This window comes from Paracoccus sp. AK26, from assembly GCF_011801365.1.
Lineage (GTDB): Bacteria > Pseudomonadota > Alphaproteobacteria > Rhodobacterales > Rhodobacteraceae > Paracoccus > Paracoccus aerius.
Window position 1 is genome coordinate 2,624,185 of record NZ_CP041041.1, and the last position, 13,422, is coordinate 2,637,606.

General features: G+C 67.9%; 13 protein-coding genes. 5 read left to right on the forward strand and 8 right to left on the reverse strand.

The genetic code is table 11. The features are described from left to right. Nucleotides 1–38: 38 nt before the first annotated feature. From glgX to FIU66_RS13080, 4 genes are read right to left on the reverse strand one after another with little or no spacing between them, the layout of a single operon-like run. Nucleotides 39–2,123, reverse strand: a complete 2,085-nt coding sequence (gene glgX, locus FIU66_RS13065; protein ID WP_167623169.1) for a glycogen debranching protein GlgX — start codon at nt 2,121–2,123, stop codon at nt 39–41. Continuing rightward, nucleotides 2,120–3,547 (reverse strand): glycogen synthase GlgA, encoded by a 1,428-nt coding sequence (gene glgA / locus FIU66_RS13070; protein ID WP_167623170.1) that lies wholly within the window; start codon nt 3,545–3,547, stop codon nt 2,120–2,122. Before glgA ends, glgX begins: the two co-directional genes overlap by 4 nt. Beyond that, the gene (glgC, locus tag FIU66_RS13075; RefSeq protein WP_370528920.1) at nt 3,544–4,800 is read right to left on the reverse strand and encodes a glucose-1-phosphate adenylyltransferase; all 1,257 of its coding nucleotides are present in this window, start codon (nt 4,798–4,800) and stop codon (nt 3,544–3,546) included. The genes glgA and glgC overlap by 4 nt, the downstream gene beginning before the upstream one ends. Continuing rightward, on the reverse strand, nt 4,800–5,030 hold the full coding sequence (locus FIU66_RS13080) for a hypothetical protein (RefSeq protein ID WP_167623172.1): 231 nt from the start codon (nt 5,028–5,030) through the stop codon (nt 4,800–4,802). The genes glgC and FIU66_RS13080 overlap by 1 nt, the downstream gene beginning before the upstream one ends. A gap of 120 nt (nt 5,031–5,150) precedes the next feature. On the opposite strand from FIU66_RS13080, the gene FIU66_RS13085 reads away from it, so the two are divergent. Continuing rightward, a complete protein-coding gene (locus tag FIU66_RS13085) occupies nt 5,151–6,752 on the forward strand; it encodes an alpha-glucosidase (protein ID WP_167623173.1) in 1,602 nt (533 codons plus the stop codon). Here the strand turns inward: FIU66_RS13085 and FIU66_RS13090 are convergent, their stop codons facing one another. Then, nucleotides 6,753–6,935, reverse strand: coding sequence for a hypothetical protein (locus FIU66_RS13090; RefSeq protein ID WP_167623174.1), 183 nt, complete (start codon nt 6,933–6,935; stop codon nt 6,753–6,755). Between the two features lie 66 nt (nt 6,936–7,001). Next, nucleotides 7,002–7,898 (reverse strand): LysR family transcriptional regulator, encoded by an 897-nt coding sequence (locus FIU66_RS13095; protein ID WP_167623175.1) that lies wholly within the window; start codon nt 7,896–7,898, stop codon nt 7,002–7,004. A gap of 123 nt (nt 7,899–8,021) precedes the next feature. Here FIU66_RS13095 and FIU66_RS13100 point away from each other — a divergent pair, with 123 nt between their 5' ends. The 3 genes from FIU66_RS13100 (at nt 8,022) to FIU66_RS13110 (ending at nt 10,433) form a co-directional block, all read left to right on the forward strand. Continuing rightward, nucleotides 8,022–8,963 carry a ring-cleaving dioxygenase gene (locus tag FIU66_RS13100; protein WP_167623176.1) on the forward strand — a complete coding sequence of 314 codons (942 nt, stop codon included), beginning with the start codon at nt 8,022–8,024 and terminating at the stop codon, nt 8,961–8,963. Between the two features lie 48 nt (nt 8,964–9,011). Beyond that, the gene (locus tag FIU66_RS13105) at nt 9,012–9,551 is read left to right on the forward strand and encodes an NADPH-dependent FMN reductase (protein WP_167623177.1); all 540 of its coding nucleotides are present in this window, start codon (nt 9,012–9,014) and stop codon (nt 9,549–9,551) included. A gap of 120 nt (nt 9,552–9,671) precedes the next feature. Beyond that, the gene (locus FIU66_RS13110; protein WP_240544696.1) at nt 9,672–10,433 is read left to right on the forward strand and encodes a VOC family protein; all 762 of its coding nucleotides are present in this window, start codon (nt 9,672–9,674) and stop codon (nt 10,431–10,433) included. A 27-nt stretch (nt 10,434–10,460) separates the two neighbouring features. Here the strand turns inward: FIU66_RS13110 and FIU66_RS13115 are convergent, their stop codons facing one another. Beyond that, the gene (locus tag FIU66_RS13115; protein ID WP_167623178.1) at nt 10,461–10,796 is read right to left on the reverse strand and encodes a GNAT family N-acetyltransferase; all 336 of its coding nucleotides are present in this window, start codon (nt 10,794–10,796) and stop codon (nt 10,461–10,463) included. Beyond that, nucleotides 10,789–12,312: a VOC family protein gene (locus FIU66_RS13120; protein WP_167623179.1), complete on the reverse strand. Its 1,524-nt coding sequence runs from the start codon at nt 12,310–12,312 to the stop codon at nt 10,789–10,791. Before FIU66_RS13120 ends, FIU66_RS13115 begins: the two co-directional genes overlap by 8 nt. Nucleotides 12,313–12,477: 165 nt before the next feature. Here FIU66_RS13120 and FIU66_RS13125 point away from each other — a divergent pair, with 165 nt between their 5' ends. After that, on the forward strand, nt 12,478–13,419 hold the full coding sequence (locus tag FIU66_RS13125; protein WP_167623180.1) for a pirin family protein: 942 nt from the start codon (nt 12,478–12,480) through the stop codon (nt 13,417–13,419). The last annotated feature ends 3 nt before the right edge of the window (nt 13,420–13,422 follow it).

The following is a 13,422-nucleotide window of genomic DNA, read 5'->3' on the forward strand; positions in this document are numbered from 1 at the left end:
GGCAATGATGCCGCGATGCCCACCCGGCAGGCGCGGGATCAGCCTTTCGCGTGACAGCAAAGCACGAAGGCCACGACGCTTTCGGCCGCGATCGGTTCGACCGCCGCGGCGGGACGGTCGGGCGTCCGATCCTGCGCGCTGTCAAGTCGCCTGCGCCAGTGCCCGCCCTGTGTCGGCTGCGGCAGGGCCACGGTGCTGTCCGCGCCATTGTTGAAGACCAGAAAGACCGCCCCCGGCAGCGCCGCGTAGGGGGGCGTCCCCGAGGCCATGCGCATTTCGGCCGCAAGAAGGCGCAGATGGGGATCGGACCAATCCTCGGGCTCCATCGGCCGGCCGTCGGCGCGGCGCCAGAACAGGTCGGGCAGCCCGTCCTCGTCCCGCGGCTGGCTGTGCAGGAACCGGCGCTGCCTCAGGATCGGATGGGCCTTGCGGAAGGCGATTACCCGGCGGCAGAAATCCAGGAAACCGGGATCCGCGCCGTCCCATCGCACCCAGCCGATGGGATTGTCCTGGCAATAGGCATTGTTGTTGCCGTCCTGCGAATTGCCAAGTTCATCCCCCGCCAGCAGCATGGGCGTGCCCTGGCTCAGCATCAGGGTGGCGATCAGGTTGCGGCGGCGGCGGTCGCGGCGGGCGGTGATGGCCGGATCATCCGTCGGCCCCTCGACGCCCATGTTGTCCGAAATGTTGTGGTCATGACCGTCGCGGTTGCCTTCGCCATTCGCCTCGTTGTGCTTGTGGTCGAAGCTGACGCTGTCCATCAGCGTGAAGCCGTCATGGGCCGCGACGAAATTGACGCTGGACGTTGCGGCCCGGCCGTCGTGGTCGAACCGCGCCGCCGATCCGGCGATGCGCTTGGCCAGGCGGCCGACATGGCCCGCATCCCCCCGCCAGAAGCCGCGCACCCCGTCGCGGAAGCGGTCGTTCCATTCGCAGAAGGGCGCGGGATAGGCACCCAGCTGATAGCCGCCCCGGCCCAGATCCCAGGGCTCGGCAATCAGCTTGACGCGGTTCAGCACCGGATCCTGCTGGACCGCGCGGAAGAACGGCCCGTTGCGGTCGAAGACCCCGCGCGTTCGGCCCAGGACGGAACACAGGTCGAAGCGGAAGCCGTCCACATGCATCGCCTCGACCCAGTATCGCAGGCTGTCCATCACCAGCCGAAGGGCAAAGGGGCTGTCCAGGTCCAGCACATTGCCCGTGCCCGCGTCGTTCACATAGAAGCGGCGATCCTCGGCCAGGCGGTAATAGGAGGCGTTGTCGATGCCGCGCAGGGACAGTGTCGGCCCCAATTCGTCCCCCTCGGCGGTGTGGTTGTAGACCACGTCCAGGATCACCTCGATCCCGGCCTTGTGGAAGCGGGCGACCATCTGCTGGAACTCGGCGATGTCGCCCCCTTGCAGATAGCGCGGGTCGGGCGCGAAAAAGCCATAGGACATGTAGCCCCAGTAATTCGACAACCCCCGCCGCGCCAGGAAGCGGTCGTCGGCAAAGGCATGGACGGGCAGCAGTTCCACGGCGGTGACGCCCAGCCGGTTCAGGTGGTCCAGGATCGGGTCCGAAGCCATCGCAAGAAAGCTGCCGGGCCGGTCCACCCCCGGATGCAGCATGGTCAGGCCCTTCACATGCGCCTCGTAGATGACGGTATCCGTCAGGGGGCGACGCAGGGGGCGGTCATCGCCCCAGTCGAAGGCAGGGTCCGCCGCCACCACGCAGCGCGGCATGAAGGGGGCGCTGTCGCGGCGGTCGAAGGACAGGTCCGCATCGGCATGGCCCGCCCGGTATCCCAGCAGCGCGTCATGGATGCGGGGGCTGCCGGTCAGGCTGCGGGCATAGGGGTCGACCAGAAGCTTGTTGGTGTTGAAGCGGTGCCCGTCGCGGGGGCGATAGGGACCCTGCACGCGGTAGCCGTACCGCTGCCCCGGCCCAAGTCCGGCGATGTGGCCGTGCCAGACATAGCCTTCGCGTTCGGGCAGGGGGATCCGCGTCTCGCGGCCCGCCTCGTCGAACAGGCACAGCAGCACCTGTTCGGCGTGCCGGGAAAAGAGGGCGAAGTTGACGCCGTCCCCGGCGACACTGGCGCCCAGGGGAAAAGGATGCCCGGCCGACAGCGGATAGGTCATCGGCCCGTCGAAAGCCTTGCGTAAAGCGCGGCATAGGCCCTAGCCGACTGGTCCCAGCCGACCGGGTGGGACATCCCGTTCGCCACAAGGCGCGACCATGTGTCCCCGTCCCGGTAAAGCTGGCAGAGGCGCGTCAGCGCGCCGCGCAAGGCCTCGGCCGTCACGGGCGAGAACTGCACCCCCGTCGCCGCCCCGCGCGCAAGCGCCGCGGGCGAGGCGTTGATGACCGTGTCGGCCAGTCCCCCGGTCAGCGCCACCACCGGCACCGTGCCATAGCGAAGCCCATACATCTGCGTCAGCCCGCAGGGTTCGAACCGCGACGGCACCAGGATGGCGTCGCCCCCGGCGATCATCCGGTGCGACAGCCCCTCGTCATAGCCGATGCGGACGGCAACATTGGGGTTCTGGTCGGCCGCCTGGCGGAAGGCCTGTTCCAGCCCCGGATCGCCCGATCCCAGCACCGCCAGTTGCCCGCCGCGATCCAGAAGCGCGGGCAAGGCCTCCAGCACCAGATCCAGCCCCTTCTGGTGGCTCATCCGGGACACGATCACGCAAAGCGGGCCATCGGTGTCGGGCAGGCCCATCTCCGCCCGCAGTGCGGCCTTGTTCGCGGCCTTCCCGTCAAGATCGCGATAAGGCCGGATGGCCGGATCCGCGCCGGGATCCCAGGCATCCGCGTCGATGCCGTTCAGGATCCCCGTCAGCGCCTCGCGCCGATGGCGGATGACCCCGTCCAGACCCATGCCATATTCGGGCGTCATCAGTTCCGCGGCATAGGTGGGTGACACGGTGGTCAGCGCATCCGCCCCCATCAGCCCGGACTTCAGGGCCGAGATGCCGCCATAGAATTCATAGCCTTCGGGGTGGAAATGCCAGGGATCCAGGCGCAGTGACTGCACCCGCCCTGGATCCGTGGATCCGGTAAAGGCGATGTTGTGGATGGTCAGCACCGTGGCCGGGCCACCGCCCATCTGGCGCAGGTATTGCGGCACGAAGCCCGCCTGCCAGTCATGGCCATGCAGCACCTGCGGATGCCAGCCCGCCACGCCGTGGATGCCCAGATGCGCGCCGATCCAGGACAGCGCGGCGAAGCGTTCGGGATTGTCCGGCCAGTCGCGCCCGTCCGGCGCCATGTAGGGCGACCCTGCCCGCGCATAAAGATGCGGCGCGTCGATCACAACCAGGTCCAGGCCCGCGGCCCGCCCCGACAGGATCCATGCCTGGCCGCCGAACAGGTCATGGAAATGCGCGACTTCGGCCCGGTCATGCAGCGCATCCATCACCGCCGGATAGCCGGGCAGCAGGGTCCGCATCTGCACCCCCTGGGCCCCAAGCGCGGCGGGCAGCGCGCCCGCCACATCGGCCAGCCCGCCGGTCTTGACCAGCGGCGCGCATTCGGATGCGATCGACAGAACCCGCGTCAAAGGCTTGCCGCCCGCCTGTCAAGCATGTCCTGGGTGATCAAGGTGATGCCTCCTTCGCTGACGCGGAACCACTTGGCGTCTTCCTGCGGATCCTCGCCCACGACAAGGCCATCGGGAATGACCACGCCCCGGTCGATGACCGCGCGGGTCAGCCGCGCCCTCCGGTTCACCGTCACATAAGGCAGCGCCACGACATGATCCAGCGATGCATAGCTGTTCGTATGGACCTGCGTGAACAGCAGCGAATTGCGGATTTCCGTCCCCGAGATGATGCATCCCCCCGACACCATCGAGGATATCGCGATCCCGCGCCGGTCCTTCTCGTCATGGATGAACTTGGCGGGCGGGGCGCTTTCGGAATAGGTCCAGATCGGCCATTCCTGGTCCCACAGGTTCAATTCCGGGGTGAAATCGGTCAGGTCGATATTGGCCTTCCAGAAGGCATCCACCGTTCCCACGTCCTTCCAATAGGCGGGGGCGCCCGCGTCCCGCACGCAGGACACGTCGAAGCGGTGCGCCATCGCCTTGCCGTTGCGAACGATCTCGGGGATCAGGTCATGGCCGAAGTCATGGCTGGAATTGGGATCCTGGGCATCCCGCAGCAGCAGATCGCGCAGGAAGGGCCAGCTGAAGACATAGATCCCCATGGATGCCAGCGCGCTGTCGGGATCATCGGGCATTCCCGGCGGATCGGCGGGCTTTTCCAGGAACGAGGTGATGCGCCCGGTTTCATCGACCGCCATCACGCCAAAGGCGGTTGCGTCCATCCGGGGCACGGTCAGGCAGCCGATGGTCACGTCGGCGCGGCTTTCGCAATGCTCGCGCAGCATGATCTCGTAATCCATCTTGTAGATGTGGTCGCCCGCCAGGATCACGATGTAATCCACGTCATAGCTGTCCACGATGTCGATGTTCTGGGTCACCGCATCTGCCGTGCCGCGATACCAGTGGTCTTCCGACATCCGCTGGCTGGCGGGCAGGATGTCCATGAACTCGTTGCGCTCGGCGCGAAAGAAGTTCCAGCCCCGCTGGACGTGGCGGATCAGGCTGTGGGCCTTGTATTGCGTGGCGACCGCGATCTTGCGGATGCCCGAATTCATCGCATTCGACAGGGCAAAGTCGATGATGCGGGTCTTGCCACCGAAATAGACCGCCGGCTTCACCCGGCGGTCGGTCAGTTCCCTCAATCGGCTTCCGCGTCCTCCGGCCAGAACAAAGGCCATCGCGCGCCGGGTCAATCTCAGTTCGCTCATCAACCATCCTCCCCCATATCACCATCGCCTGCGACAAGGATCACCGCCGACTTGCGCAACGGATTGATGCACCGCGCCAACCGCCTCCTGGCCCCCGCGGCGCCACCGCCGACGCGGACGGTCATCCAGCTGTCATTGAAATGCGGAATGCCCGGCCCGCTGCCTCGTCCCCCGACCAGGGCCGGGATTTCGTCATTCGTCAGTGATGACACATCAGGCACCTGTCCCATGATCCCACTCTAGCCCGCCGTTTGATCAGGGCAATCCATCACTTAACGCCCGAACCGCCTTTATGTTGCCCGCCCGGATGTGTTCTATCGCCCCGAAGCCCGACCAAGCAGGAGAGTCTCATGACGGAATGGTGGCGCGACGCGGTGATCTATCAGATCTATCCCCGCAGCTTTCAGGACAGCAACGGCGACGGGATCGGCGACCTGCCGGGCATCACCCGGCGGCTGGACCATGTGGCCTCGCTGGGGGTGGACGCGATCTGGCTGTCGCCCATCTTCACCTCGCCCATGAAGGACATGGGCTATGACGTCAGCGACTATTGCGACATCGACCCGCTGTTCGGCACGCTGGACGATTTCGACGCGATGGTGGCGCGCGCGCATGAGTTGGGGCTGAAGGTCATCATCGACCAGGTCATCAGCCATTCCAGCGACCGCCACCCCTGGTTCGCCGAAAGCCGCGCCAGCCGCGACAACGACAAGGCCGACTGGTATGTCTGGGCCGACCCGAATCCCGACGGCACGCCCCCCAACAACTGGCCCTCCGTCTTTGGCGGCCCGGCTTGGGAATGGGAGCCGCAGCGGCGGCAATATTACCTGCACAACTTCCTGATCGAGCAGCCCGACCTGAACCTGTGGAACCGCGAGGTGCAGGACGCGCTTCTGGGCACCATGCGCTTCTGGCTGGAACGCGGCGTGGACGGCTTCCGGCTGGACACCGTCAACTTCTATTTCCACGACGCCCGGCTGCGGGACAACCCGCCCAATCCCGACAGCACCGCCCCCGACACCTACAACATGCAACGTCATGTCTATTCCAAGAACCGTCCCGAAAACATCGCCTTCCTGAAACGGATGCGCAGGCTGACCGACGAATACGACGCCCGCATGATGGTGGGCGAGGTGGGCGAAAGCGGCGACACCTCGATCCGGATCATGGCCGAATACACGGCGGGCAGCGACCGGCTGCACATGTGCTACAGCTTCGAGATGCTGAGCCACGATTTCACCGCCCGGCATTTCCGCCACACGATCGAGGGCGTCCACAAGGGCGCACCCGACGCCCATGCCTGCTGGTCCTTTTCCAACCACGACGTGTTCCGGCACGTGACCCGGTGGATGCCTCATGCCGAATCGCCCGAAGCCCTTGCCCGGCAGGCGGCGGCGATGCTTCTGTCCTTTCCCGGCACCATCTGCCTTTACCAGGGCGAGGAACTGGGTCAGACGGAAACCGAACTGGTCTATGACGAACTGACCGACCCCCCGGCGCTGCGCTTCTGGCCCCAGATCAAGGGCCGCGACGGCTGCCGCACGCCGATGGTCTGGGACGACAGCCCAAACGCGGGCTTTTCCGCGGCGAAGCCCTGGCTGCCGGTCAAGGAACCCCAGGCCGCCCGCCATGTCGCGGGCCAGCAGGGCGACAATGACAGCGTGCTGTCGGCCTATCGCGCCACTCTGGCCTTTCGCAAGGCGCAGATGCCGCTGCGGCGGGGCGAGACCTCGTTCCTGGACCTGCCTGAGCCGATCCTGGCCTTTCATCGCGGCATCGGGGGCGAGGCGCTGACCTGCGTCTTCAACCTATCGCCCAAACCCGCGCGGCTGACCCTGTCGGACGACGCGGCGCTTGCCGGGCCGTCGCGGGCATCGCTTTCGGACAAGGTGCTGGACCTGCCGCCCAACGGCTTTGCCTGGCTGGACCGCGCCGTGGACCTGCTGGCCTGATCAGTCCGGCTTGCGGCGCAGGAACAGCTCGAAGGCCAGGTAAAGCCCGGCAGCCCCCGAGATCGCCGCCCAGAAGGGGCTGCCGGTGTAAAGCTCGACCCCGGCCCAGGCCAAGGGAACGATCACGCACAGGATCCGCACCCAAAGGTGGCGGAAGAAGGGGGCGTTCGGGTCAACCAGCATGTCCTGCCTCGTGTCTTTCGCTTTGGTCCAAATGTCCCGGGGTCCGGGGCAGCGCCCCGGCCTTGCCTACAACCCCGCAAGCCAGGGCGGCTCTCCGGCGAAGGCGGCGGCGACATGGTCGATGAAGGCGCGGGTCTTGCGCGGCATCGGGCGGATCGGCGGCCAGACCAGGCTGACCGGCAGCGGATCCTGCGGCAAGTGGGGCAGCAGCCGCACCAGCCGCCCGTCGCGCAGCGCGTCATGGACGATGAACATCGGCAGCAGCGCCAGCCCCAGCCCGCCGATCGCCATGTCGCGCATCGCCTCGCCATTGTTGGCGGTGATGCGGCCCAGGGGCGGCTGCGCCACCCCCGCAAAGGGCCAGATGTCGCCAAGCCGCGCGTTCAGATAGCCGATGGCGCTGTGGCGCGCCAAGTCGGCCGGGTCGTCAATGCCTCCATGCACCGCCAGATAATCCGGGCTCGCCACAAGGGCGCGCGGATCGGCGCAGACCCGGCGGGCCATCAGGCTGCTGTCGCGCATCTGCCCGATCCGCAACCCCACGTCGAAACCCGCCCGGCCCAGGTCGGTCAGTTGGTCGTCGTAGTCCAGCACCACCTCCAGTCCCGGATGGGCGCGGGCAAAGCCTGCGATCACCGGGCCCAGGTGGCGGATGCCAAAGCTCATCGGCGCGGCGATGGCCAGCCGCCCGCGCAGATCGGCCTGCCCGCCCAGGCTTTCGGTCGCGGCCACCAGTTCGGCCAGGGCGGGCCGCACGCGGTCGGCCAGGGCCAGGGCGTTGTCCGTGGGGGCGATGCGGCCCGCGTGACGGGTGAACAGGGCCACGCCCAAGGCGGCCTCGAAATCGCTGATCCGCTTGCTGACCACGGATTTCGACAAATCCGCCCGCGCCGCCGCACCGGAGATGCTGCCCGCATCCAGCACCGCCAGAAATGTCCGAATGTCGCTGATCGACCAATCCATTCCGCGACCATAGCCAAGGGCCGGCCGTTCGCAAGAACCGAACGCCGCATTGCCCGCACGGCGGGTGCCACGAACGGTCGCCTTGGGCCATATTGTCGGCAAGCAAGGAAAGGATCGGCACCCATGCAACTGACCGGCATTCACCACCTGACCGCGATCACCGCCGACGCGGCAGGCAACAACCGCTTCTACACCGACACGCTGGGCCTTCGCCGCGTGAAGAAGACCGTGAACCAGGACGACACCTCGGCCTATCACCTGTTCTTCGCCGATGGCGCGGGCACGCCCGGCACCGACATCACCTTCTTCGACTGGCCCGCCCCGCGTGAACGTCGCGGCACCCATTCCATCAGCCGCACCGGGCTGCGGGTGTCCGCGGACAGCCTTGACTGGTGGGCCGCGCGCCTCTCCGACCTGGGGGTGTCGTCCGGGCGGATCGAAACGCTGGACGGCCGCGCCAGCCTCGATCTCGAGGATCCCGAAGGGCAGCGCCTGCGCCTGGTCGCGGCACCCGAACCCGCGGGCCAGCCCTGGGATCAAAGCCCGGTTCCCGCGCCGCACCAGATCCACGGCCTTGGCCCGATCACGATCTCGGTCCCCGAACTGGCCCCGACCCAGGCCGTGCTGACGCAGGTCATGAACATGGCGAAGGTGCGCGACTATGCCAGCCCAGACGGGCAGGGCCAGGTCCATGTCTTCCAGATGGGCGAAGGCGGGGCGGCGGCCGAACTGCATGTCGCGGTCCAGCCCGGCCTGCCCGCCGCCCAGCAGGGCGCGGGCGGGGTCCATCACGTGGCCTTCCGCGTGCCCGACCCCGCCGCGCTGACGGAATGGACAAACCGCGTGCGGGGCTTCCGCGTCCCGAACTCGGGCGAGGTGGAGCGCTTCTACTTCCGCTCGCTTTACTTCCGCGAACCGGGCGGCAACCTGTTCGAACTGGCGACCGACGGTCCCGGCTTCGACGTGGACGAACCGCGCGACACGATGGGCCAAGGCCTGTCGCTGCCGCCCTTCCTGGAACCCCGCCGCGCCGCGATCGAGGCCGGGCTGAAACCTCTGGACTAGGCGACACGCCGGGGGCACCCTGCCCCCGGTTCTTCCACGGAGATGCGCATGACCACCATCCTCGGCCTGTCGGGCAGCCTGCGCCGCGCCTCGATCAACGGCGGCCTGCTGCGCGCCGCCCGCGACACCGCGCCCCAAGGCGTGACGGTCGTGATCGGCGATATCGCGGACGTGCCGCTGTATAATGGGGATGACGAGGCCGCGCACGGCACGCCGCCCGCCGTCGCGCAGCTGAACCAGCAACTGGCCGCGGCCGACGGGCTGCTGCTGGTGACGCCCGAATACAACAACGGCATCCCCGGCGTCTTCAAGAATGCCATCGACTGGATGTCGCGGGGCGAAGGCCTGGGGCTGTTTGTCGGCAAGCCGGTCGCGGTCATGGGCGCTTCCCCCGGCGGCTTCGGGACGACCCAGGCGCAAAGCCATTGGTGGCCCGTCCTGCGGACGCTGAAGATGCGCCCCTGGTGGGACGGGCGGCTGATGGTGTCGCGCGCGGGCGGGCTGTTCGACAGGGACGGCAACCTGACCGACAACAAGACCCGGCAGGCGGTGGCCGATTTCATGTCAGGATTTGCAGCCAGCCTTTGACGATCGTGCATCTGCGCACAGAGCCCCTGCGCCGGCGGGGCTTTTCGCAAGGCGGGCGGGGGTCCATCTTGAGCCCAAAGGGGGGCGGCACGCCCGACCCTGAAGGAAAGGACCGGCCCCGTGACCGACAAGACCATCGACCATGTCGCGCTGACGGTGCGCGACCTGCCCGGCATGACCGGCTTTTACCGTGACGCGATCGGGCTGGACCACCTGGGCGGCGACGGCGAGACCGCGCGCCTTGGCGCGGGGAACCGCACCCTTCTGGAACTGCGCCGCGACGGTGCCGCCCGCCCGCGCGATCCGCGCCAGGCCGGGCTGTTCCACACCGCCTTCCTGTTGCCCCGCCGCGCCGACCTGGCCCGCTGGCTGCGCCACGCCGCCGACACGGGCACGCGCTTGACCGGCGCCAGCGACCACGGCGTCAGCGAGGCCCTGTATCTGGACGATCCCGAAGGAAACGGCATCGAGATCTATTGGGACCGTGCGCCAGACCGGTGGACCCGCAACGGCGACCGGATCGAGATGTTCACCCGCCGCCTGAACCTGGATGACCTGCTGTCGGTGGCCGATGGCCCGTGGCAGGGCGCGCCCGATGGCAGCAGCCTGGGCCATGTCCACCTGCAGGTGGGCGACCTGGATCAGGCCGATGCCTTCCTTGTGGCCGAGTTGGGCCTGACCCGGACCTTCGACGCCCCTGGCGGGGCCTGGTACGGCTGGAACGGCTATCACCACCACCTGGCCGGGAACACCTGGAACAGCCACGGGGCGGGGATGCGCGACAAAGGAATGACGGGCTTGGCCGAGGTGGTGATCCGGGACCTTGGCCGGGCAAGCCAGACCATAACCGACCCGTGGGGAACACCGTTCCGGTTCCTGTAGGGTGCGTGCTTGCACGCACCAAGCCGCCTACCAAGATGCGTGCAAGCACGCACCCCACGGGCGTTCGACCGCAAAGGCATCCGCCCAGTCGGGGTTCTTCGCCAGCCGGTCCGCGACATAGGAACAGGCCGGGATGATCCGGAAGCCTTCCTTGCGCGCATCCGCCACCATCGCCTCGACCAGGGCGGCCGCCGCGCCGGTGCCGCGCAGGGCATGGGGGGCGCCGGTATGGTCGGCGCTGACCCGGTCATTGCCCCGGCGGGTGAAGGTCAGTTCGGCCTCGGCGTCGATGCCCGCGATCCGCGCCACATAGCGGCCGTGGCGCGGGTCGGCCTGTTCCCTTGTGATGGTGATCTCAGCCATTGGTCTTCTCCTTCATCCAGTCGATCGCGGCCGCCAGGTCGTCGGCGGTCAGGTCATGTCCCGCCTGCACGACCCGCGCATCCAAGTCCGCCCCCTGGCGGGCCAGCCAGTCGTTCAGGCGCGGCGCATGAGGGCCGTATGGATCGCGCGCGCCGGTCAGCGTCAGCACCGACAGGCCGGTCATGTCAGGTGCGGGCAGATCCTCCAGCACGGCCATCGGCCGCATCAGGATCGCGCGCCGGATCAGCCCGGGATGCAGGCCCATCACGGCGGCGGCGAAGTTCGCGCCGTTGCTGTAGCCCATCACCGTGATCCGCGCCGGGTCCAGCCCATAGGCGGCAACCGCGCCCTGCCAGAAGGCCGCAAAGGCCCCGGCCTCGGCCCGGATGTCGTCCTGGTCGAAGCTGGTCATCGAGGTGCGGCGGAAGAACCGCGCCACGCCTTCCTCGGTCGACCGGCCGCGCAGGCCCAGAAGCGTCGCATGGGGCGCGATGCGATGGGCCAGGGGCATCAGGTCGGCTTCGTTGCCGCCGGTGCCGTGCAGCAGCAGCATGGTCTGGCCGTCGGGTTCGTCGGGCTGGCGCAGGCGGTGAACGAAGGGCAGATCTCTCATCACGGTCCTTTCCTCGCCCGGCCGGGCGAATTGCGGCAGAAGCAGGGGCAGGTCCCCGGTCTCCGCGACATGCGGGGGAAACATCAGCACCCGGCCCAGGGCATCGGCGGGTTCGTCAATGGCCATGCCGGGGCCATCCGTCGCCAGTTCGATCAGCGTATCGCCCGGCTCGCGCACGTAAAGCGAGGCGAAATACGTGCGGTCGTGAACCGTCACATCGCCCGCATTTCGCCGCGCCAGGGACTGGTGATGGTCCTGCAGTGCCGCAAGATCGGGCAGCCGCAGCGCCACATGGTCGATGACCCCCGTCCCCGAAATGCCCGGCACGAAGCCCGATGCGTCGCGGATATCGACGGCGTCCGTGTCCGACACGAGCCGCGTCAGGCCCCCCTCGGTCCCGCCGTGCCGATAGCCGAAGGGGATAAGGAAGGCCGCGGTCTGTTCGGGCACCGCGGACCAGATCGTCACGGCGCGCAGGCGGGCGGGCGCGGCGGGCCAGCCGGTATCGGGCGCGTCCGCGCCCACCAGCTTGACGATGATGCCGTCGGGATCCTTCAGCCGCAGCACCGGCTCGGCCCATTCGCGCACCGGCCCCTCGACCCGCAAGCCGCGCTGCATGGCGCGGGTCAGCCAGTCGCCGATCCGGGCACGCGGCACGGCCAGGGCAATTTCAGCCACACGGCCATGGCCGACCCGTCCCGGCGCACCGTCCTGCCACACAAGGAAGCTGACAAGGCTGCCGGGGCTGCCCTGCGGGTCGCCATAGAACAGGTGCAGTTGCTCGGCATCCTCGAAGCCCGCTGTCTGCTTGACCAGGGACAGGCCCAAAAAGCCCATCCAGAAGTCGACATTGGCCTGCACGTCGCGGGTGATCGCCGTCACATGATGGATTCCGCTGGTCATCGCGCACCTCTGGGTCGTGAAACATCTGGCTGGAAGATGCGGTTCCTGCACCGCCTGCGCCAGCCGGCGGCCAGTCAATCCGGCGTTCGCAATTCCAGAACGCCTTTTGTCTTTGTGTTCGGCCCGGGCAGACATACCCTTTCAGCCAGCAACAGGAGGAACGCCATGAGTTGGAACCCCGCCCTTGCGCCCGGCTGCCCCGACGAGATCGGCCCGGACGCGATCGAGACGCTGATCATCCCCCGCGCCCGCGACCTTGGCGGGTTCGAGGTGCGCCGCGCCCTGCCCGCGCCCAAGCGCCAGATGGTCGGACCCTTCATCTTCTTCGACCAGATGGGCCCGGCCGAGTTCCTGACGAACCAGGGGATCGACGTGCGTCCCCATCCCCATATCGGGCTGGGCACGGTCACCTATCTGTATCGCGGCAGCTTCCAGCATCGTGACAGCACCGGCGCCGACCAGATCATCACGCCCGGCGCGCTGAACTGGATGGTCGCCGGACGCGGCGTCACCCATTCCGAGCGCAGCCCCGAGGCGGTGCGCCAGGGGCCTAGCAGCCTTCTGGGCATCCAGACCTGGATCGCCCTGCCCGACAGCCACGAGGACATGGCCCCGGCCTTTGAGCATCACGGCAAGGATGCGCTGCCCGTGATCCGCGACACAGGCATCGAGGCCCGGCTGATTCTGGGCCGCGCCTATGGCGAAACCGCGCCCGCGACGATGTATTCGGACACCTTCTACCTGGACGTGACGCTGGACCCCCGCGCCCGCTTTCCCCTGCCCGCCGATCACGAGGATCGCGGCATCTATGTCACCGAAGGCTCCATCCGCATCGCGGGCCAGGACTTCGAGGCCGGGCAGATGATGGTCTTCCGCCCCGGCGACGCGATCACCGTGCAGGCGGGCGACCGGGGCGCGCGGCTGATGGCCCTGGGGGGCGAGACCCTGAACGGGCCGCGCCATATCTGGTGGAACTTCGTCGCCTCCTCGCGCGAGCGCATCGAAGAGGCGAAACGCCAATGGCAGGCGGAACGTTGGGGCCAGGGGTTGTTCGACCTGCCGCCCACGGACCGGGCCGAACACATCCCCTTGCCCGAAAGGAACTGACCC